At 70.9% G+C, this 21,359-nt stretch carries 15 protein-coding genes, 3 tRNA genes and 3 pseudogenes; 13 read left to right on the plus strand and 8 right to left on the minus strand.

The genetic code is table 11. The features are described 5' to 3' along the window. The first annotated feature begins 16 nt into the window (after positions 1–16). A complete protein-coding gene (locus tag O7613_RS01260) occupies positions 17–748 on the plus strand; it encodes a YcnI family protein (RefSeq protein ID WP_282291559.1) in 732 nt (243 codons plus the stop codon). A gap of 145 nt (positions 749–893) precedes the next feature. Continuing rightward, positions 894–1,238 (plus strand): annotated as a pseudogene (locus O7613_RS01265) (hypothetical protein); the annotation flags it as partial. A 134-nt stretch (positions 1,239–1,372) separates the two neighbouring features. Here the strand turns inward: O7613_RS01265 and O7613_RS01270 are convergent. Then, positions 1,373–2,644, minus strand: a complete 1,272-nt coding sequence (locus tag O7613_RS01270) for a glycosyltransferase family 87 protein (protein WP_282291561.1) — start codon at positions 2,642–2,644, stop codon at positions 1,373–1,375. 73 nt (positions 2,645–2,717) lie between these two features. Between O7613_RS01270 and orn the strand changes: the two genes are divergently transcribed. After that, positions 2,718–3,308: an oligoribonuclease gene (orn, locus tag O7613_RS01275; protein WP_091063613.1), complete on the plus strand. Its 591-nt coding sequence runs from the start codon at positions 2,718–2,720 to the stop codon at positions 3,306–3,308. A 91-nt stretch (positions 3,309–3,399) separates the two neighbouring features. Next, a tRNA-His gene (locus tag O7613_RS01280) sits at positions 3,400–3,475 on the plus strand. Between the two features lie 58 nt (positions 3,476–3,533). Here O7613_RS01280 and O7613_RS01285 read toward each other — a convergent pair. Beyond that, the gene (locus O7613_RS01285) at positions 3,534–4,805 is read right to left on the minus strand and encodes an Ig-like domain-containing protein (protein WP_282291565.1); all 1,272 of its coding nucleotides are present in this window, start codon (positions 4,803–4,805) and stop codon (positions 3,534–3,536) included. A 188-nt stretch (positions 4,806–4,993) separates the two neighbouring features. Then, positions 4,994–6,268, minus strand: a complete 1,275-nt coding sequence (locus tag O7613_RS01290) for an Ig-like domain-containing protein (RefSeq protein ID WP_281584621.1) — start codon at positions 6,266–6,268, stop codon at positions 4,994–4,996. 187 nt (positions 6,269–6,455) lie between these two features. Between O7613_RS01290 and O7613_RS01295 the strand changes: the two genes are divergently transcribed. From O7613_RS01295 to O7613_RS01305, 3 genes are all read left to right on the plus strand, one after another. Beyond that, positions 6,456–6,531: transfer RNA gene (locus O7613_RS01295), tRNA-Lys, on the plus strand. 91 nt (positions 6,532–6,622) lie between these two features. Then, on the plus strand, positions 6,623–8,224 hold the full coding sequence (locus tag O7613_RS01300; RefSeq protein ID WP_282291567.1) for a DUF885 domain-containing protein: 1,602 nt from the start codon (positions 6,623–6,625) through the stop codon (positions 8,222–8,224). 382 nt (positions 8,225–8,606) lie between these two features. Continuing rightward, on the plus strand, positions 8,607–10,262 hold the full coding sequence (locus O7613_RS01305; RefSeq protein WP_282291569.1) for a glycoside hydrolase family 44 protein: 1,656 nt from the start codon (positions 8,607–8,609) through the stop codon (positions 10,260–10,262). Between the two features lie 112 nt (positions 10,263–10,374). Here the strand turns inward: O7613_RS01305 and O7613_RS01310 are convergent, their stop codons facing one another. From O7613_RS01310 to O7613_RS01320, 3 genes are all read right to left on the minus strand, one after another. Continuing rightward, positions 10,375–12,018 carry a cellulose binding domain-containing protein gene (locus O7613_RS01310; protein ID WP_282291570.1) on the minus strand — a complete coding sequence of 548 codons (1,644 nt, stop codon included), beginning with the start codon at positions 12,016–12,018 and terminating at the stop codon, positions 10,375–10,377. Between the two features lie 156 nt (positions 12,019–12,174). Continuing rightward, positions 12,175–13,725: a cellulose binding domain-containing protein gene (locus tag O7613_RS01315; RefSeq protein WP_282291572.1), complete on the minus strand. Its 1,551-nt coding sequence runs from the start codon at positions 13,723–13,725 to the stop codon at positions 12,175–12,177. A 34-nt stretch (positions 13,726–13,759) separates the two neighbouring features. After that, positions 13,760–14,824: a polysaccharide deacetylase family protein gene (locus O7613_RS01320; RefSeq protein ID WP_282291573.1), complete on the minus strand. Its 1,065-nt coding sequence runs from the start codon at positions 14,822–14,824 to the stop codon at positions 13,760–13,762. Between the two features lie 566 nt (positions 14,825–15,390). Between O7613_RS01320 and O7613_RS01325 the strand changes: the two genes are divergently transcribed. From O7613_RS01325 to O7613_RS01340, 4 genes are all read left to right on the plus strand, one after another. Beyond that, positions 15,391–18,462: a VWD domain-containing protein gene (locus tag O7613_RS01325; RefSeq protein WP_282291575.1), complete on the plus strand. Its 3,072-nt coding sequence runs from the start codon at positions 15,391–15,393 to the stop codon at positions 18,460–18,462. Positions 18,463–18,524: 62 nt separating this feature from the next. Continuing rightward, positions 18,525–18,597: transfer RNA gene (locus O7613_RS01330), tRNA-Lys, on the plus strand. Between the two features lie 247 nt (positions 18,598–18,844). Then, positions 18,845–19,051 carry a hypothetical protein gene (locus tag O7613_RS01335; protein WP_282291577.1) on the plus strand — a complete coding sequence of 69 codons (207 nt, stop codon included), beginning with the start codon at positions 18,845–18,847 and terminating at the stop codon, positions 19,049–19,051. Positions 19,052–19,073: 22 nt separating this feature from the next. Further along, a complete protein-coding gene (locus tag O7613_RS01340) occupies positions 19,074–19,748 on the plus strand; it encodes a YdcF family protein (RefSeq protein WP_282291579.1) in 675 nt (224 codons plus the stop codon). 6 nt (positions 19,749–19,754) lie between these two features. On the opposite strand, the pseudogene O7613_RS01345 reads toward O7613_RS01340, so the two are convergent. Then, positions 19,755–20,093: pseudogene (locus O7613_RS01345) on the minus strand (XRE family transcriptional regulator); the annotation flags it as partial. On the opposite strand from O7613_RS01345, the pseudogene O7613_RS01350 reads away from it, so the two are divergent. Together O7613_RS01350 and O7613_RS01355 are read left to right on the plus strand one after the other, a co-directional pair. After that, a pseudogene (locus O7613_RS01350) lies at positions 20,029–20,559 on the plus strand (FAD-dependent oxidoreductase); the annotation flags it as partial. The pseudogenes O7613_RS01345 and O7613_RS01350 overlap by 65 nt on opposite strands. A gap of 53 nt (positions 20,560–20,612) precedes the next feature. Continuing rightward, positions 20,613–20,813 carry a hypothetical protein gene (locus O7613_RS01355; RefSeq protein WP_282291580.1) on the plus strand — a complete coding sequence of 67 codons (201 nt, stop codon included), beginning with the start codon at positions 20,613–20,615 and terminating at the stop codon, positions 20,811–20,813. 179 nt (positions 20,814–20,992) lie between these two features. Here O7613_RS01355 and O7613_RS01360 read toward each other — a convergent pair whose 3' ends face one another. After that, entirely contained in the window at positions 20,993–21,205 is a 213-nt protein-coding gene (locus tag O7613_RS01360) for a hypothetical protein (protein WP_282291581.1), read from the minus strand. Positions 21,206–21,359 lie beyond the last annotated feature (154 nt).

Consider the following 21,359-nt stretch of genomic DNA (forward strand, 5'->3'; position numbering starts at 1 on the left):
CGGAAGGTCCCATCTGATGATCCGTCTCCGGCGCCCCGCGACCGCCGCCGCGCTGACTCTCGCCGCCGCCGCGGCCGTGCTCGGCCTGGCCGGGCCGGCCTCCGCGCACGTCACGATCAACCCCAAGGAGGGTACGCAGGGCGGCTACGGCCGGTTCGCCTTCCGGGTGCCGAACGAAAGTGACACGGCGTCGACCGTCAAGGTCGAGGTGACCCTGCCGGACAACGCCCCGGTGGGCTCGGTCTCCACCATGCCGGTGCCGGGCTGGACGGTGGCGGTGGAGAAGCGCAAGGTCGACCCGCCGCTCGAGGTGCACGGCAGCCAGCTCACCGAGGCGGTCTCCAAGCTCACCTACACGGCGGCGGCCAACGGCGGGGTGAAGCCGGGCGAATTCCAGGAGTTCCCGGTGTCGATGGGGCCACTGCCGCAGGTCGACACCATGGTGTTCAAGGTGCTCCAGACCTACTCCGACGGCAACGTCTCGCGGTGGATCGAGGAGCCCGCGCCGGGCGCGGAGGAGCCGGAGAACCCGGCCCCGGTGCTCGCGCTCGCCGCGGCGGCGCCCGCGTCGGCGGGCGCGAGCGCGCCGGCCACCGCTGCCGCCGCCGATGACGACGATGACGACGACGGCGACTCCGGTGCGGGCACCGCGTTCGGGGTGGCCGGTCTGGTCGCCGGCCTGGCCGGCCTGGTCCTCGGCGGGCTGGCCTTCGCCCGTACCCGGCGGGAGCCGACCGCGAAGTCCTGAGTGAAACCCGCACGACCGGCCCGGCGGATCCGTTCCGCCGGGCCGGTCGCGTTCGGTGGGCCGGGTGCGGTGGATGTCCGGCGATCAGGCGATCGGCCTCGGTAAGGTCGGCCGGGTGGTTCGGCTACCGAGAGGAACGACGCGAATGCGTTTCGTGCGCACGATCGCCGGCGTGCTGCTGCTGGCCGCGGGAATTCCGGCACTTCTGGCGGGCGTCGGGCTCCGGCACGTCGCCCGGCACGCCGATCCGGCCGACGGCTTCGCCGCCCGTGCCGGCGGGCTGGAGCTGGCGCTGCGCGGCGAGCTGCGGGGCGGCTGGTTCTCCGGTGTGGTGTGGGCGCTGCTGGCCGGCGGGACGCTGTTGACGGTCCTCGCCGTGGCCCTGCTGCTGCGCCCGCACCGGCCGCGTGAGGTGGTCTTCGTGGTCGAGCCGGAGCAGGTGCCGGTGTTGGCCGGGCGGCTCGGGATCACCTCGCTGCCCGAGCTGGGCCGGCAACCGGGTCCCCGGTCCGCGCGGGAACGGCACCTGGCCGTCGTCGGCGCGCCCCCGGAAACGGCGGGCCCTCCGCGCTGCCGACGCGGAGGGCCACCGTCACCGGGGGATTCGGTGTAGTTGGGGCAATATTACCCTCGAACGTCATCTTTCACGAGGTCTGTACGGTTAACGACCTTCTCAGCGCGCCGGCGGGCCGGCAGCACGACCAGCAACAGCAGGCTCAGCAGCACGTACGCGTTGCGGACGACGAAGTCGACCGGATCATCGGTGTGCACCGTCCCGGTGCCCCAGTCCTGGAACGTCACCACCCCGTACACGATCACCATGCCTGTGCCCACGGCCAGCGCGAACAGGCCACGACGCCGTCTCGTTCCCCGGCCGGCGTCAAGCGCCGCGTCCACGAGCACCACCACCGCCGGGATGAACCAGTACAGGTGGTGCGTCCAGGTGATCGGCGAGATCAGCCCACCCACCAGACCGGTCAGGGTCAGGCCGGTCAGCGCGTCCCCGGCCTGCGCCGCGCGCGCCGCCCGCCACAGGCCGAACCCGGCGACAAGCAACACCAGCAGCAGCCACGGCAACCGGCCCGGCTCCGCCGGCGCGGTGATGCGGCTGAGCAGCCCGAACAGCGACTGGTTGCCGGTGTAGTCGGTGCGGCCCACCCGGTCGGTGGCCCACAGCTCGTGGGTCCAGAACCGCCACGAGTCGCCCGGTGCGACCGCCGCCGCCAGCAGCGTGGCCACAGCCGCGGTCACCGTCGCCACCACCGCCGCCCGCCAGCGCCGGGTCGCCAGCAGATAGAGCACGAAGATCCCCGGGAAGAGCTTGAGCGCCGCCGCCAACCCCACGCCCACCCCGGCCCAGCGACGCCCCTGCGGTACGGCGAACAGCAGGTCGGCGAGGATCAGCACCACCAGCAGCATGTTGATCTGCCCGAGCGTGATCGTCTCGCGGGTGCTCTCCACCGCCAGCACCAGCAGCACCGCGACCGTCAGCCCGAACCCGACCGGCAGGCCGTGCCGCCGCAGCACCGGCCGCACCAGCCAACGGGTGGTCACCACCACGCCGGCGAGCGTCGGCAGCACGAAGGCGGCGATGGCGACCCCGAGCCGCAGGTGCGCGAACGGCGCCAGCAACAGCGCCGCGAACGGCGGATAGGTGAAGTAGAGCGCGCCCTGCACCCGGTCCGGCTGGACGTAGTCGTAGAGCGGGTGACCGGCCGACCACCAGTCCATCGCCCGCATGTAGATCTTCAGGTCGTAGTAGTCGTGTCGCAGCGCGGGCAGATAGAGCGCCGGCAGCAACGCGGCGAGCGCCAGCACGGTGACCACCCGCCGGGCCGTACGACCGCCCGCGTCGTCCTGGCTGACGGCGGGTGGGGCGACGGATTCGGCTGGCACGGGGAAACCCTAGCGGTCCACCCGGTCCACCGGGCCGAGGCGCGGGCGGGTCGGCGGCGCGTAGTCTGTTCCGGTGGCTGATCTTCTCGTCTGGATCGATTGTGAGATGACCGGGCTGGACCTGCGCCGGGACGCCCTGATCGAGGTCGCCGCGCTCGTCACCGACCCCGACCTGAACGTGCTCGGGGACGGCGTGGACGTGGTGATCCACGCCGACGACGCGGCGCTCGACGGCATGCCGGAGATCGTGCGCACCATGCACGCCAAGTCGGGCCTGACCGAGGAGGTGCGCCGCTCCACGGTCACCCTGGCCGAGGCCGAGGACATGGTGCTCGACTATGTCACCAGCCACGTGAAGGATCCGCGCACCGCGCCGCTGTGCGGCAACTCGATCGCCACCGACCGGGGCTTCCTGGCCCGCGACATGACCCGGCTCGACGCCCACCTGCACTACCGGATGATCGACGTCTCCTCCATCAAGGAGCTGTGCCGGCGGTGGTACCCGCGGGTGTACTTCGGTCAGCCGCAGAAGGGCCTGGCCCACCGGGCGCTCGCCGACATCCGGGAGAGCATCCGGGAGTTGGAGTACTACCGGCGGACCCTGTTCGTGCCGCTGCCCGGGCCGGACGTGGAGACCGCCAAGGGGATCGCCGCGCAGCTCTGACCCCCGGGCCGGAACCCGGTGGACGGGCCCGGCCGGGATATGGCTATTATTGGTCCGCGCACCGCCCGGGTCGACCGGAGCGGCGAGCATGGTGGCTGTAGCTCAGTTGGCAGAGCACCGGGTTGTGGTCCCGGTTGTCGTGGGTTCAATTCCCATCAGTCACCCCAGAGAACGAAGCCCCCTCCGGTCGGAGGGGGCTTCGTCGTAGGGGACTGGTAGGGGACGTCAGGCGGTCGGCTCGGCGCTCGGCGTCGCGTCCGCCGGCTCGTACGGCAGGGCGCTGCCCTTCACGTACTCATCCCAGGACATGTTCCAGTCCGTCCAGCCGTTGCCGTTCTTCAGCTTGCGCTCGGTGCCCTTGACCGTGATCGGGTCACCCAGCCGGGTGTTGCTGAACAGCCAGTTGCCGTCCTTCATCGAGACGTTGACGCAGCCGTGCGACACGTTCGTCGTGCCCTGCACGCCCTCCGACCAGGGGGCCGCGTGGATGAACTCGCCGCCCCAGGTGAGCCGCTGGGCGTAGTCGATCTCGGTGCGGTAGCCCTCCTCCGGGCCCAGCTCCTCCATCGTGTCGAAGACCGTGTGCCGCAGCTTCTCGATCACCACCATGGTGCCGCTCGACGACGGGGTGCTCTTCTTGCCGAGGCTCACCAGGATCGTCTTGACCTTCTTGCCGTCCTTGGTGACGGTCATCCGCTTGGTCGCGTTGTCCACGGTCATCACGAACGACGGGCCGATCTTGATGTCGACGGTCAGGTCGGAGCGGCCGTACCAGCCGTCGCCGAGCGGCAGCCCACCCGCCCGCACCGTGTAGGAGACGGTGCTGTTGGCCTTCCAGAAGGTCTTCGGCCGGTAGTGCACCTCGGTCGGGCTGATCCAGTGCCAGATGCCCTCCTGGGCCGGCTTCGCGGTCACCGTCATCCGGCGCTGGAGGTCGTCGCGGTAGTCCTCCGGGATGGCCCGACCGAACTTGACGATCAGCGGCATGCCCACGCCGACGACCTGGTTGTCGCCGAGGAAGCTGCTCACCCGGACCTGCTTGGACGGCTTCGCCATGGTGGTGAACGTGCTGGTGGCGGTGGCCGGCTTGCCGTCGTCGCCGGTGGCGGTCACGGTCGCCGTGTAGGTCTCGGCGTAGGCCAGGGCGGCGGTCGGCTGCCAGCTCTTCCCGTCCGCGGTCATCTCGCCCTCGACCGGCTTGCCGGCGGCGTCCTTCAGCTCGACGGCGGTCTGCTGCGCCTCCGTGGTGGTGAACGTGATCGCGGTGGTGGCCGGCACGTCCTTGGCGTCGGCGGCCGGCTCGCTGATGGTGGCCGCCGCCTTCGGGGCCTTCTCACCACCGTCGCCACCGCCCTGCCAGCTCGACGACTTGTCGCCGCCGCCGGTGCAGGCGGAGGTCAGCGCCATGGCGGCGACGAGCACCGCGGCGGCGAGTGCGCGGCGCCCGCCGCGACGGGCGCTCCCGTCCCGGATCAGTTCGTCCTGGCCAGCTCGCATGTCTTCCTCACAAGTGTGTTGCCGATCCCCATCGTCTGGTCAGACGCGCCGGACCGGCCGCCCGTTGCCGGGAGTGAAGCGGAACACCCCGACGACGATGTAACGATTCTGTTGTCGTCCGGCGCTTCGTTGCGGGGACGTGTCCCGACCGCTGCCCGAGGCAGCGCGTCAGACCACGTTACGCCGCATCAGAACGGTGAGCCCTGACCGCCCTCCGGCACCGGCAGGGCGCTGCCGGCGACGAACTCCTTCCAGGTCATGCTCCACGCCGTCCAGCCGTTGCCCGGCGCCAGCCGCCGCTCGGTGCCCTTGACCGTGATCGGGTCGCCGACCATCGTCCGCCCGAACAGCCAGCGGCCCTCGGCCATCGACACGTTGACGCAGCCGTGCGAGACGTTCCGGCGCCCCTGCACGCCCTCGGACCAGGGCGCCGCGTGGATGTACTCGCCGCCCCAGGTGATCCGCTGGGCGAAGTCGATCTTCGTGACGTACTGGTTGTTCGGGTCCGGCTCGTCGCGGGTGTCGAAGACGGTGGACTCCTTCTTCTCCATCACCACCATCGTGCCGCTGGAGGAGGGGGTGCTCTTCTTGCCCAGGCTCACCGGCAGCGTGCGGATCACCGCGCCGTTCTCCTTGACGGTCATCCGCTTGGTCGCGTTGTCCACCGTCATCTCGAACGCGCGACCGATCTTCGCGGTGGCGCTGCGGTCCAGATTGCCGTAGCGGCCGTTGCTCAGCGGGATCCCGGCCAGCGCCAGCCGGACGGTGAGCGTGGTGCCCGTCTTCCAGTATTCCGGGGCGCGGTAGTAGGCCTGCGTGCCGTTGCCGAGCCAGTGCCAGGCGCCGGGCTGCGGCGGGTCGGTCTGCACGAACATCCGCTTCTGCACCGCGGCCCGGTCCTTCTTCGGGATGCCGGGGGAGAACTCGGCGACCACGGGCATGGCCACCCCGTACGTCTTGCCGCTGAACAGGTAGAGCCCGGAGCCGATCATCGACTTGGGCTTGGCCATCGTGGTGAACGTGCTGGTGTCCTGGTGGGTCGCGCCGCCGGGATCGGTGCCGGTGACCGTGGCGGTGTACTTCGTCGCGTACTTCAGCGGGGCGGACGGCACCCAGCTGGAGCCGTCGCGTCGCATCCGCCCCTTGACGGCCTTGCCGTCGGCGGTGGTGAGCACGACCTTCGACACCGTGCCGCCGCCCGGGATCTTGGCGCTGATCTCGGTGCTGGCTGGCCGGCCGGTCGCCCCGTCGGCCGGACTCACCGAGAGCGCCAGCGCCGGCGCGGAGTCGGACGTGCTCGGCGAGGCGCTCGGATCCGGCGCGGTGGACGAGACGTCACCGACCTGCTGCTGGCCGGGCACGAACGCCGGCTTCTCCTCGTCGCCGCCGCACCCGGTCAGTGTCAGCGTCGCCGTGAGAGCCAGGGCACCCACCATCGCCCCGGCCCGCGCGAACCTACCCATGCCCACCCCTGTCGTAGCGTGCCTGGCGGACATCGTGCCCCATCGACGCTCCAAAGCCGCTCCCCGGACCGTCATGTGAGGGTATTTTGTGTCTTTTTGCCGGTTAAGCTCGACCGAAGGGGTGAGCCCGGTATCGGATTGGAACCCCGTTCAGCGGGCATGCTAAGGTTCTTCCCGTTGTCAGCGAGCGCCGCTAGCTCAACTGGCAGAGCAGCGGACTCTTAATCCGCGGGTTCGGGGTTCGAGTCCCTGGCGGCGCACCAACGAGCAAGGTCCCGATCGGCACCTCCGTGCCCGCCGGGGCCTTTTTCGCGTACCCCCTGGTCGGGTCCGGCCAGGCGTAGCATCGCTTTCGTGATCGAGGAATTCGCCGGTCGGCTGCTGCGCGACCTGGCCCGCCTCGACCCGTGCGTGGCCGTGGTCGAGGTCGGCGAGCAGGACGTCGATGGGCTCACCGACTACAGCCCCGACGGGCATCAGGCCCGCGCCGACCTTGCGGTCTCCGCCCTGCGCGGGTTGGAGAGCATTCCGGGGCGCAGCCCGTTGCGTGCTCATCTCGCCGAACGGCTGCGTGCCCGTGTCGATTTCCACGAGGCCGGGGAAGACCTGCGCGAGTTGCACGTGGCAGCCACCGGCCCGCTCTCGCTCATCCGCCAGGCCGTCGAGGCCGGGGTGCCCGGACGGGACGTCGAGGGCGCGGCCTACGAGGAGGGCTGGGCGCGGGTGGGCGCCCGTCTCGCCGCCATCCCCGCGACCCTGGAGGGGTACGCGGGCAGTCTCCTGCTCGCCGCCGAGCGCGGCCACCTGCCGACCCGGCGTCAGGTGGAACTCGTGGCGCAGCGCTGTCGCGCCTGGACGGACGAGGACGCCGCGCTGGTGGAGCGGTACGGCGGGGGCACCCAACGGGTGTCGTTGCGGGCAGCCGCGAAGGGCGCGCGGGACGCGTACCGGAAACTGGGGGTGACGCTGACCGCGGACCTGGGGCCGCGGGCGCGCGACGACGAGGCGTTCGGGCCGGAGCGGTACGCCCTCTGGGTGCGGACGTTCCTCGCCGACGAACCGGATCTCCGCGAGCTCCACGACTGGGGTTGGGACGAGTTCACCAGGATCGAGGCGGAGCTGGTCGCCGAGGCGAAGGTTCTCGGCGGGAGCGTGCCCGAGGTGATCGAGCGACTCGACCGGCCCGACGCAGTGGGTGTGTTGCCCGGTCGGGCCGCGTTCGGCGCGTGGTTGCAGGAGCTGTTGGAGGCCACCACCGAGCAGTTGGACGGCGTGCACTTCGACATCCCCGCGCCGTTGTGGCGTATCGAGTCCCGGGTCACCGGGTCGGCCGGCACCTCCTACACCGGGCCGTCGCGTGACCTGACGCGCCCCGGCCGGGTCTGGTGGTTCCTGCCCGAGGGCCGGGAGAGTTTTCCCACCTGGTCTGCCTACAGCACCGCCTATCACGAGGGGGTACCCGGTCATCACCTCCAGATGGGCCACGAGGCGTACCAGGGCGCGCTCGGGCCGGAGCTGAACCTGCTCGGTGGGCTCTCCGGCTGCCGGGAGGGCTGGGCACTGTACGCCGAACGGTTCATGGACGAGATCGGCTACTACGAACAGCCGGGCGCCCGCCTCGGGCACCTCCTCATGCAGTTGCTGCGGGCGGCCCGGGTGGTGCTCGACGTCGGCCTGCACCTGCGGCTGCCGATGCCGTCCGGCGACGGCGCGCGGTGGACGCCGGAGGCGGCGCTACGACTGCTGCGCGACAGATGCCATCAGGGGCCGTACGCGTCGGGAGAACTCGCGCGTTATCTGGGCCGGCCAGGGCAGGCGCTGACGTACAAGGTCGGTGAGCGGGTGTGGTTGGCGGGCCGATCCTCGTTCCCCGGCGACCGGCGGGCCTTCCACCGTCGGGCGTTGGAGGTCGGCTCGCGAGGGCTGGAACAGTTGGCCCTGGGGTTGGCCGCGTGAGCGGGCTGGTGACTCGGCGGTCCGGATATGCCAGGCCGCCCGGGGCGGACGCGGTCCAGCCGAGGCCGCGCACCCTTTGATCTGACCGTCAACGCTCGCATCCGAGCGTGATCCCCGGTCGGGGCACGGTGAGGGTTCTCATCTACCTGGCCGGCTGCCTGCACGACGCGGTCGACGATCTGCACCGGCTCCGGCGCCGGCGACGCCGCCGGCGCCGGCCATGTCTTCGACCGCTTCCTCGGCTGGGCCCGCCCAACTCTCCGCGAATGATCGATGAGGACAGTCATTCCCTTCAATGCCACTGAGTTGACTAAATATTGACGAGCAGTAATGTATATGCGGGTTCGGCCCGTCCTGGGTCGATCGACGGCGGGAGTTTCTGATGGGTACGCAACGACGGCGCAAACCACGTCCGACCACGGTGATCGGTGTGGCCGGAAGTCTGGTGGCGGGGTTGTTGACCACCCAGGCCGTCGCCGGTCCGGCGGCGGCCGACACCGGCCTCACCCTGGCGGTGGACGTTTCCGCCGCCCGGCACGCGATCAGCCCCGACATCTACGGCATGAACGGCGGTGATCCCGCGCTCGTCGCCGAACTCGGCACGCCCGTGGCCCGCTGGGGCGGCAATTCGAGCAGCCGCTACAACTTCAAGAATCACACCTACAACACCGGCAGCGACTGGTATTTCGAGAACATCGTGGCCGGGCCGGACAACACGGTCGAGGCGTTCGTCCAGCGCAATCGCGACAGCCGGACGAAGCAGGTGGTCACCGTGCCGTTGATCGGCTGGGTGGCGAAGGACTCGCCCTCGTCGCACCCGTTCGCCTGCGGCTTCCCGGCCACCCGCTTTCCCGAGCAGGACTCGTTCGACCAGTGGGATCCCAACTGTGGCAATGGCCGGCACGCCGACGCGAACCTGGTCGGCGCGGTCCCCTCGGACACCTCGATCCCGGCGGACGCGTCGTTCGCCGGGGAGATGGTGTCGCATCTCGTGAACCAGTTCGGTCCGGCGGCACGCGGCGGGGTGTCGATCTACGAACTCGACAACGAGCCGGTGCTGTGGAACTCCACCCACCGCGACGTGCACCCCGATCCGGTGAGCTACGACGAGTTGGGCGGCAAGGGCACGGCGACCGCCGCGGCCATCAAGGCCGCCGACCCGCGCGCGAAGGTGCTCGGCCCGTCCGGCTGGGGCTACTGCGAGTGGGTGGCCTCCGGCGTGGACGGGTGCGCGCCGGGTGCGGACGCGGCGGCGCACGGCGGGCTCAACCTGTCCCAGTGGTACCTGAAGAACATGCGGGACTTCAGCGACGCCCACGGCGGGAAGCGCTTCCTCGACTACTTCGACCAGCACTACTATCCGCAGATCAGCGGGGGTAAGGACCCGGATTCCAACGCGCTGCGGCTGCGCTCCACCAGGTCATTGTGGGACCCGACGTACCAGGACGAGTCGTGGATCGGCGCCGGCGGGGTGAACGCGCCGCCGTTGCAGTTCATCCGCCAGATGAAGGCGTGGGTCGCGCAGTACTACCCCGGTACGAAGGTCGCCATCACCGAATACAACTGGGGTGCGCTCGATGACATCAACGGCGCGCTAGCGCAGGCCGACGTGCTCGGCATCTTCGGGCGCGAAGGGCTGGACCTGGCCACCATCTGGGGCGAGCCGAAACCGACCGACCCCGGCGCGTACGCGTTCCGGATGTACCGGAACTACGACGGCGCCGGCAGCAGGTTCGGGAACGTGAGCGTGTCGGCGGTCAGCAGCGACCAGGGGAAGCTCGCGGTGTACGCCGCGCAACGCTCGTCCGACAAGGCGCTCACCGTCATGGTGGTCAACAAGACGGGCGAGGACCTGACGTCACGGCTGGCGCTGGCCGGACTCCACGGCAGTGGCAAGGCCCAGCGGTTCACCTACGGTCCGGCCGACCTCACCTCGATCGTCCGCGGCGAGGACCTGCGGGTGACCCGTGGCGGCGTCCGCGCGACGTACCCGGCGAACTCCGTGACGCTGCTCGTCCTGCCCCAGCGCCACCGCTGAGCGTCCCACCGCCGCACGCGCACCAGAACGGTTAGGAAGGGCCCCCTCCTATACACAAAGCGATAGGAGGGGGCCCTTCCTAACCTCCGGCCGGAGCCGGGGTTGCCGCCCGTCAGGCCACCGTGCAGGGGATGCCGTTGAGGGTGAACGCGGTCGGCTCGGCGGTGTTGCCGGTGTGCGTGCCCTGGAAACCGATGTCGACGGTGGCCCCGGGCGCGATCGTGCCGTTGTAGCTGACGTTGCGGGCGCTCACCTGCCCGCTGGAGGGCGAGTAGGTGGCGTTCCAGCCCGAGGTGATGGCCTGGCCGGAGGGCAGGGTGAAGACCAGCGTCCAGCCGTTGATCGTCGAGGTGCCGGTGTTGGTGATGCTGATACTGCTCGTGAAGCCGGAGTTCCAGGTGTTCATCGTGTAGGCGACGCGGGGTCCGGTGCCGCCACCGGGGGTGGGCGAGGTGGTGGGCGAGGTGGTGGGCGTGGGCGATGCGGTGGGGGTGACTGTCGGGCTGGGCGACGAGGTGCCGCCGCTGATGCTGGTCACGAACGTCATCACGCTCCGCGCGGGGAGCGTGACGGTGAGGGAGCCGTTGGACATGGTGAGCGCGCTCTGGGGCGCGACGTTCCGGCTCCCGTCGGTCAGCCAGTTCGAGACACTGCCGGACGCGTTGGTGTTCGACAGGGTGAACTGCTGGCTCACCGACGAGGTGTTCTTGTTGACGGCGACGATGACGACGGTGTTGTCATTCCGGTACGCCGAGACGAAGACGTTCGACGTCGGGTTCGCCGTCGCGTCGATCCGCACGTACCCGGGGCGGACGAACCTGGCGAAGTGCGTCATCATCGCACCGCGCTTGCTGATCTGACCGTCCTCCCGCATCGGGCCGTAGCTGCGCCGGAGGTACCACCAGACGTATGCCTGGAACTCGGCGTCCACCATGGCATGGTGGATGTGCTCGCCCACGTCGAGCGCCTCCGGCCAGGCGTCCCCCGAGTTCGCGTTGCTGTTGGGGTAGTAGACCTCGGTCATCCAGAGGTCCTTGCCCGCGCCCTTCTGCTTGAAGAGGGGATAGGGGAAGTTCGAGTACGAGGTGCCGTAGAGGTGCGCCCCGATGATGTCCACGTTGGCGAGCGCCGCGGAGTCGTTGAGAATCGGGTCCGACATGGACTTGACGTACTGGAAGGACTCGGGCGCCATGACCCTGGTGCTGATCGAGCCGGCGTTCTCCCGCAGGAACCGCACCATCTCGGCCGATGTCCACCACGTCCAGTCGTACGCGTAGTCGGGCTCGTTCTGCACCGAGATGCTGTACAGGTTCACCCCGTTGTTGCGCATGTACGCGGTGAAGTCGTTCAGGTGTTGGGCGTAGGCGGCGTACGAGCTGTACCGGAGGCGCTTCGCGTTGGTCTGGCTGCCGCGGGTGAAGGTCTCGATCATGCTGGCGGGGGGATTCCACGGCGACGCGAAGACCGTCGCGCCGAGTTCCACCGCCCGCTTCGCCGTCGCCAGGTCACGGCTCCAGTCCGACTGGTTCTCGCCGACCGGAATACGCAACATGGAGAAGCCCAGACGGCCCTCGCCGACGCCGAACGCCGTGTCCCGTTGGGCGGCCGTCAGGTCGCCGATCCAGGCCGCGTGGGCCATCGCGCCGAAGCCTCGGATCGTCTGCCGCGTTGCCGACGGATTGATGTTCGCCGCCGCCGCCGAGGCTTCCGTGGCTCCCATGAAGGTCGCGACCGCCGCGACCGGCACGGCGCCCATCGTCGTCAGGACGGTCCTCCGGCTCAGCAGCCTCCGTTCCCCGCTCCCTTGTTGTTGCTGATCGTGCGTCATGTCTCGTCCTCCTGGTTGCTGGTGGTGGTAGAGGCCCGGTCGGGCCCGGCCACGGTGTCGGTGGTGGTCTCGGCGTGTGCCGAGCTACCAGGTCAGCGGCAGGGTGCCGATGAACCGGGTGAGCGCCCCGGCGAGGAGCTGGTCGTCGCGCCGGGAGGGGTGCCAGTCGCAGCCCAGCTTGTCCAGGCCCAGGGCGTTGTCGTCGTAGTAGAGCGAGCGGACCCGGGCGTCGCCCCGGTCGGCGCGGGCCCGGACGATCTGCTGGATCGAGGAGGCGAGCGGCGTGTTGGACAGGTCCGGGTAGGTGAGCACGATGTACGTGTCGGGGCCGTACCGGGCCCGCAGTTTGTCCAGGAAGCCCAGGTACGCGGTGCGGAAGTCGGCGGCGAGCTGGTCGAGGGTGGTCCACCGCTCACCGGCGTTGAGGGCGGTGGAGAAGTCGTTGATGCCCAGGCCGACGACGACAAGTTGCGGCTTCCAGGTGCCCGGGTTCTGCCACGTCGTGCTGTTCCAGAGCGCCTGCAGGTCGGTCTCGTAGTGGGTGCGGAAGTTGTCCGCGCCTCCGCCGTTGTAGTTGCGCACCATGCCCAGGCCGGACCAGGCGATGAGCTGGTAGTCGGCGTTCAGGCTCTGCGCGGTGAGGGCGCCGAAGGTGAGGTCGGCGTTGGAGTTTCGGGTGACCCCGCCGTTGGCGGAGCAGTCGCGGGTCGTCGACATGTTGCCGTAGCCGGCGGTCCACGAGTCACCGATGAACTCGATCTGCCGGCTGCGGGCGGCCGGCTTGGCCAGGATCGCGCCGCCGGGGGCGGCGACGAGACCGCCGAACTCGCCCGCGGCCCACGGGCTCTCCGTCCGTTTGACAAGTCGTACGGTGTGGTCGGCGTCGGCGAGGTTCCGGACCCAGTAGGTGGTCTGCCCGGGGGTGACCAGGGTGGCGACGGTCGTGCCGTCGATCTGCACGGCGTAGTCGTTCTGGCTGTCGTTGAGGACGATCCCGACGCCGGTGCCGCGAAACCGTCCCTCGAAGTAGATGCCGGGCCAGGTGTACTGGACGCTGGTTCCGGCCGCCCTGACCCGCCCGACGGTGCTCGTCTGCGCCAGCGCGCCGGAGGCCGGCGGTGGGGCGGTGGTGGGCGGAGAGCTGGTGGGCGGAGCGCTGGTGGGCGGAGCGCTGGTGGGTGGGGTGCTGGTGAACGAAGTGGTGGGGGTCGGGCGTCCGGTGCACGTGACGCCGTTGAGCGCGAAGTCCGTCGGCACCGGGTTCGACGTGTTGTTCCACGAGCCGCTGAAGCCGAACTGCGTGCCGGCCCCGGTGCCGAGGTTGCCGTTCCAACCGGCGTTGGTGACGGTGACCCGGCCGCCGGACTGGGTCACCGTGCCGTTCCACGACTGCCCGACCACCTGCCCGGCGGTGAACGACCACGTCAACCGCCAACCGGTGAGCGGATCGCCGAGGTTGGTGACGTCGACGTTCGCGCCGAAGCCTCCGGGCCACTGACTGGTCACCGTGTAGGTGACCCGACAGCCGGCGGCGGCCTGCGCGGAGACGGCGGTGGTGAGTGCGCCGGTCGCGGCGACGGCGGCGGTGGTGCACACCGCCACCGCCAACCGCAGTCGGGTACGGGTGCGTGGCATCTGTGGTCCTCCGGACGATGGGACGGCGGTGGCGTTACGCGCCGGCGCAGGTGATGTCGCTCGGCGCCGGTGAGCTGTTGCCGTTGCCGAGGAAGCCGAAGCTCGTCGACCCGCCGGCGTTGAGGGTGCCGTTGTAGGGGGCGTTGCGCACGCTTACCGAGCCGCTGGCGCCGGTGGCCACGCCGTTCCACACGTTGTTGATGCTCTGCCCGCCGGCCAGGGTCATCCGGACCGTCCAGCCGGTGATGGCCGTCGTGCTGCTCACGGTCACCTCGCCCTGGAAACCGCCGGTCCAACTGCTGACGAGCCGGTAGGTGGCGGTGCAGGGTCCCGAGGGGTCCGGCGGCGGGGTCGTGGGCGGCGCGGTGGTGGGCGGCGCGGTGGTCGGGGGTGCGGTGGTGGGCGGTGCCGTGGTGGGGGGTGCGGTGGTGGGCGTGCCGCCGTCCGGGGCGACCGCTCGTCCGGTGGCCGGCGAGATCATGCCGGCGCACAGGCCACGGCCGGCGAGGTCGCTGACGATGCGCGGGATGGCCGCGATGGTGTTGGCCGGCCAGTCGTGCATGAGGATGGACTGGCCGGCCTGGAGCCGCCGGGCGTTCTGCACGATCTGGTCGGTGCTGGCGTTGTTCCAGTCCTGGGAGTCCACATCGGCGTTGATCTCGGTCAGCCCGAACTGGGCCTCGACCGCCCGCAGCGTCCCGTTCGACTCCAGGTACGGCGGCCGGAACAGCTTGGGCGCCGTGCCGGTGGCCTGCTGGATCACCTGCTGGGTCTGGGAGATCTCCGAGGTCATCTGCGCCTGGCTGAGCTGGGTCATGTGGGGGTGCGTCCAGCTGTGGTTGCCGATCCACATCCCGGCGTCCCGCTGGGCCCGGACCAGCGCCTGGTTACCCTGCGCGTTCTGGCCGACGTTGAAGAAGGTCGCCCGTACCCCGGCGGCCTTGAGGGTGTTGATCAGCGTGGTGGTGTTGCCGGGGGTGGGCCCGTCGTCGAAGGTCAGCGCCACGTAGCCGGTGCACGCGGCGGCCATCGAGGGCGCGGCGGTGACGGCCAGGCCGGACGCCACCGCGGTCAGGAGCGCGGCGGTGGTGGCGACCACGGCCGCCGTTCGTCGCACGGGTCGGGTCGGGCTGGTCGAGTCGGTCGCGGCAGTCGTTCGTCCGGGTGGGAAGGATCTCATCGGTGTCGTCTCCGCTGGCGGTCGAGGTGCTGCTCGGCGCCGTGCGGATCGAGTTGCCCGGAGTCGGTCCGCGCCGTGTCCCGTCGAGGCGCGCCGGTGGAAAAAGGCGGCGGGCGACCTCGGCGACGCGCTGGCAGCGATGTCGTGTCGGTGGACACGATGCGCCGGCCGGCAGCTCTCGTCGGCTCTGAACGCACCATGTCGTACGGCCTGTGGGCCAGCCCGGCTCCGATGCGATTATGCCTACACGATTCGGTGATCGTCAATGAGTCGCGTCAGCGCGGGCCACGCTCCGCCCGCGACGACGGAAGGTCAACCGGCCGGCACGCCCGGCGCGAGGAACGCCTCCACCGACGGCCCGTCGCGCCGGCTCCGCACCGGCCCGCTCGGTCGCGCTCGCCAGCACCCCCGCCAGCAGCCGCCGGACGGACCGGTCCCCGACAGAGCACCGGGATCGGCGGCCCCGCGCCCCTACAGTCCCCACCATGACGTGGACGGTGCGATTCGCGACCGGGCTCGCCGTACCGCTGGCGGCCCTGGCGTTCGGGACGGCGAGCGCCGCCGCCGACGACGGCGGCCTCGGCCTGGCCCTGCGACCGGCCCAGGCGGACTACCGCGCCGGCGACCAGGTCCGCCTGGACCTCACCGTCACCAACTCCACCGGGTCGGCGTGCGCGCTGCCCACCAGCGCCGTCGGCACCGCCCAGATCACCGGGGTACGCCGGGACGGGCGCGACCTCACGCCGGTGCTCGCCCGCAGCTTCCACGACGACGGGATCGCCGCCGTCGCCACCGCGGGCCTGGCCACCGTCGAACCCGGCGCGACCGCGACCGTGGCACTGACCGGCGTCCGGCTGCACGACGGCGACGCGCCCGGCGACGTCGTGCTCCGTTCGGTGGCCGCCACCGGAGACGGCGGCGGCCTGGACTCGCTCTGGCCGGTCGGCGCCTCCGGACGGTACGAGGTCACGGCCGGCTACGTGACCCTGCCGGTCACCGGCGTCGCGAACCTCTGCCCGGGCGCCACGGAGCTGCGGACCGCCACGTTCACCGTCAGCGACCGCGGTGCGTCCGGTCGCCGCTGGCTCTGGCCCGCCGCCGGGGCGCTGCTGCTGGTGCTGCTCCTGGCCGCGCTCGTGGTCGTGCTGTGGACGCGCCGGCGGCGGCCGACCGCCGCCGCCGTGGCCCTGCTGCTGGTCGCCGCCGGCGCGCTTGTCGGCGGCGGATCCCGGCCGGCCCGGGCCGACTACACGGTCGACCCGACCGGGGGCGTGCCGATCAAGGGCGTCGACTTTCAGGCCGCGGTCGACGGCTGCCTGAAAGGATTCACCGAGCCGGGCGGGGACCCGTCCGGCGTGCTGCCCCGGCTGAAGGACAGGAAGAGCCCGAAGGTGCGGATCATCCCCACCCCGGGCGGCTCGGGCGCGTTCGAGACCCCGGACAGCGCCGACGGCAAGGGCTCGTCCACTGTCACCTGGAACCCGACCTCCACCGACCCGTACGACGACGGGGTGGCCCGGGACCCGTGCGCCGCGCTCTACCACGAGCTGAACCACGCCGACGACATCTCCCGCGACGCGGTCCCGGCGGGCGAGTGCGGGAGCACCGGGATCCCCACGGCGGAGGTGAAGGCGACGCTCGCGGAGAACCGCTACCGGGCCGCGAAGGGCCTGTCGCCGCGCAAGCAGTACAAGGAAAAGACGCTGCCGAAGAGCCTCGACGAGTGCAAGAAGCCGGCGAAGAAGACGCCGCCGCCGAAGGGGCCGGTGAAGCTCTGCGAGAACGGAGCCGACTGCGGTGGCAGCAACGGCGACCCACACCTGGTCACCTTCGACCGGGTCGCCTACGACTTCCAGGCCGTCGGCGAGTTCACGCTCGTCGCGTCCACCGGCGGCGACCCGCTCGAGGTGCAGGTCCGGCAGGCACCGATGGCCGGCACCCGCACCGCCTCGGTCAACTCCGCGGTGGCGTTCCGGCTCGGCGCCCACCGCGTCGCGCTCACCCTCACCGGCGGCGCCACCCGCGTACACGTCGACGGGACGCCGCTGGCCGCGCCGCCGGACCGCACCGACCTGGCCGGCGGCGGCAGCGTCACCCGCCGCCCCTCCGACACCGGACCCGACGACGGGTACGACGTGACGTGGCCGGACGGGTCCGCGGCGGCGGTGGACCAGATCGGCCGCTACGGCTACCGGGTGCTGGTCCACCTCGCCGACGGCCGGGCCGGGAAGGTACGCGGCCTGCTCGGCGACTTCGACGGTGACCCGGCCGACGACATCGCGCCCGCCGCCGGACCGCCCCTCACCCAGCCCGTGCCCTTCGCCCAGCTCTACCCGGCGTACGCGGACAGTTGGCGGATCACCGCGGACCGCTCGCTGTTCCCCTACGCCGACGGGGAGAACACCGGCACGTTCACCGACCGGAGCTTCCCCGAGCGGGAGGTGACCGCCGCCGACCTCGACCCGGCCCGGCGCGCTACGGCGGAACGGATGTGCCGGTGGGCCGGCGTCACCGCGCCCGGCCCGCTCGCCGAGTGCGTCTTCGACGTCGCCGTCAGCGGGCGTCCCGAATTCGCCGTGGCCGGCGCCACCACCGAACGGGTCGCCCCGCCGGCCGGCACGCCGATCACCGCCGTACCTGTCGCCACCGCCAGCCTGACCCCCGGCGGCGCGCCGCTGACGTTCGCCGGCCGCGCCGGTGACGCCGTCTTCGTCGACGTCACCGCGCCCGGCATCGCCGACCGCTGCTCGCCGTACCTGCTCGTCGACCCGGGCGGCCGGGACATCGCGGGCGGCTGCAACATCAGGGGCGCCGGCTACGTCGACCGCGTCGACCTCACCGCCACCGGCACGTACGCGCTGCGCGTCGCCGCCGCCCCCGGTGACACCGGTCGCGCCGCCGTCCGCGTCTACGTGGCCCGGGACAGCGAGGGCACCCTCGCGCCGAACGGCCCGATGACGACCGCGACGATCGAGCAACCGGGCGCCCGGGCGCGCTACCGGTTCACCGGCCACCAGGGGGACCGGGTCTTCGTCGAGGTGACCGCCAGCACGCTCACCGACCAGTGCTCCCCGCTGGAGCTGCGGGACGCGGACGGACAGTTGCTGAACAGTGGCTGTGTGGTCAACGGTGTCGGCGAGGTCGACGGCACGCTCCTGCCCGCCGACGGCACGTACACCGTGCTCGTCGACCCGGTGGAACGCGGCACCGGCACCGTCACGCTGCGTCTGGTCACCGGCCGGGACCGGGACGGTCCCATCACGGTCGGCGGGCCGCCGGTGGTCGCCGACATCGACCGGCCCGGCGCGGTCACCAGCTACCGGTTCACCGCCGCCGCCGGCACGTCGGTGGCGGTGACCGCGACCGCCTCGACGCTGCCCGACCAGTGCGGCGTGCTGGCGCTGCGCGCCCCCGACGGCAGCACAATCGCCACCGGCTGCGTGGTCAACGGCACCGGCGACATCGCGCCGACAGTGCTGCCGGCGACCGGGGCGTACGCGCTGCTGGTCGACCCGTCCGGGACCGCGACCGGCCAGGTCACGCTCATGGTGCGCTGAGGCCGCCCCTGCCGTCGTGGGCCGGCGCGGGGACTGCTAACGTCTCGTCCCGTTGCCGATGAGCGCCGCTAGCTCAACTGGCAGAGCAGCGGACTCTTAATCCGCGGGTTCGGGGTTCGAGTCCCTGGCGGCGCACAACAAGTAAGGCTCTGACCCGGTGGTTGACGCCGGGTCGGGGCCTTTTTCGTGTACGCAGACAGCCGGTGGGTGCTCGGGAGCCGTTGGACCGTTTCGGTCACGGTAGACGTGATGCCCATGGCGGCCTAACCGGACGTGGTTCCGGTTGGATCGGCGCTGATCATGGTTCGAAGATGCGGGTGGGGCCGGGCGTTCGCGTGGAGTCGGCTCCGCCCTGCTGCCTTGTTGCCCCTAGGCTGACGGCATGAGGGAACCCAGCGCGGACCGGGCCTATGCCACCTCTGACGACCTCGCGGTGTCGGCGGTACTGCCGGAACTGCTGCGGAGCGTGCGGGAGGGCCAGGTCGTCTACCTGAGCGAGCGGGACGAGCCGGTAGCTGCGGTGGTTCCGTTGGAGGTGGCAAGGGCGGGCTTGGCGGCACTCGGAAGGTCCGACGAGGGGACCCGGTGACGGTCCTGCCTGGTAGGCGTTGATGCACCGGCATACGGCAGCGCCGGCGGAGTCGATCCCCGAGGAGATTCGGGCGGACGTGGAGACGCTGTGGCGCTACCACGACATGCATCACGAGTTGCGACCGTGTGACGTGGGGATCGGGCTGGGCAGCCATGACCTCGGTATCGCGGTGATCGCGACGCGGCTGTTCCACCAGGGCCTGTTCCCGTGGATCGTGTTCACCGGTGCCAACGCGCCGACGACGGTGGAGCGGTTCCCGCGCGGCGAGGCGGTGCACTACCGCGAGTACGCGGTCGAGCAGGGCGTGCCGGCGGAGTCGATTCTCGTGGAGCCGCGGGCGACGAACACCGCTGAGAATCTGGAGTTCTCGCGTGCGCTCCTCGCCGAGCGGCAGATCACGGTTCGGTCGGTGCTGATCATGTCGCGGCCGTACCAGCAGCGTCGGGCATATGCCACCTGCAAGCTGATGTGGCCGGAGGTCGACGTGGTGTGCGCGTCGAATCCGTTGGAACTGGACGGCTACGTCCGCAGCATCGGTGACCCGCGGCGAGTGGTGAACATGCTGGTCGGGGACACGCAGCGGATCGAGGTGTACGCCGAGCGCGGTTTCGCGATCCCGCAGGAAATGCCGGACGAGGTATGGGCTGCCTTCGAACGCTTGGTGGCGGCCGGCTACACGAGCCGGCTGATCTGACCACGGCTACCAGCGGGGTTCTCCCGACCGGACGCCCATCCGTTCGCTGAGTTCCACGGCGAGTCGGGGCGGTCTGGGGCGGGTGAGGATGTCCCGGACGAGGTCGCGGGAGAGCCGGTGATAGCGCACCTGGTCAGGGCCGATGACCTCGGCTTCCAAGAGTGCGCCGAGTGCGTCGTCGATGCGGTTCCAGCGGGCGAGCGCTCGTGCGGTCTCGATGGCGTGGCGGACCTGCCGCTCGATGGGCATCGAACCGGTATCGAGGGGCGCGCCGATGGCGATGGCGCGTTGCACGTCGCCGAGTTCCATCGCCACGGTTGTCTTGTGGATCGACACATTGGTGGGCCTGGTCGAGGCGCTGGCCACGGTGCTGAAGGCCAATCCCCGCTGCCGGTGGCTCAACACCACCGTCAAGGAGCGCGGCGAGCATCTGGTCGTCGCCGGGGCTGACGGCAGCACTGTCCTGGCCGCTCATCTGGTCCTCGCTGCCGGTGCCGGGACGACGGGTCTGCTCGCCCCTGCGCTTTCCGAGCAGGTCGACGCCCCTCCGCTGCGGTCCGGGCGAGGCGTGTCGCTGCTTGCCCGCGTCCCGTTCTCGTTGCCCGCTGCCGTGCGAACCCCGAACCGGGGCTTTGCCTGCGGCAGCCACATGGTCCCGCGCGGCGACGGCACCATCTACCTGGGCGCGACGAACCGGCTCTCCACCGAGCCCGACTATGGCCAGCCCGCCACCCTGGACGAGATCGCCACCTTGATCCACGATGCGAGCGCCGCACTCAACACCACCATTTGCGAGGCCGGGCTGGTAGAGGTCCGGGTCGGGCCAAGCTCGGCGCGGACCTCACCGTCGACGGCGAGAAGGCCGTGGTACACGGTGGCAAGCCACTGCGCGGCGCCGAGGTCATCGCCCGAGACCTGCGGACCGGCATCGGGCTCATACTGGCCGGACTTGTCGCCGATGGCGAAACCGTCATCGGCAACGGCACCATGATCGACCGAGGCCACGCGGACCTGACCAGCCGGTTCACCGCCCTCGGCGCCGACATGACCCGCGAGGAGTTCTGACGACAGGGCTTGCTGAGCGAGCACGAAGTCCTCCGCGATGCCGTCCTCGGCGGAGAGGTCGTGCGGCAGGCCACCGCGACCATCGACGCCGTCGAGGCCATCCTGACCTCGTCGGCAACCGATAGCTCCGCCGCGCCTGACCTGCTACGCACACCGCGTCGTCCACACGCTCAGCCCGGCTATCTATTTGAGGTCGCGACTCCATCCTCAAGGTAGACACCGCCACGCCCGATCGCGGCGAGCGCCGCGACAACCCGCCGAGCCAATCTAGGGATCAGCACCTCGCCCAAGCGCTCCGGCTCGACGAACTCGAACCGGTCGAGCTCATCCGGACACAGCCGCATCATTGCAATCTGGTCCGCTGTCACCACCCCGCCGTCGAACACGAACATGAGCCCGCCGTCCCATGGCGGCCTCGCCGGCACCCAGTCGACGCACAGCAGCGCTCCTACAGGCACCGAGAGGCCCAACTCTTCCCGGATCTCGCGCGTGCAGGCTCCGCCGGAGACTCGTCCGGCTCCACCGTTCCGCCGGGAACTTCCCATA

This window comes from Micromonospora sp. WMMD975 (assembly GCF_029581215.1).
In the GTDB taxonomy this organism is placed as follows: domain Bacteria; phylum Actinomycetota; class Actinomycetes; order Mycobacteriales; family Micromonosporaceae; genus Micromonospora.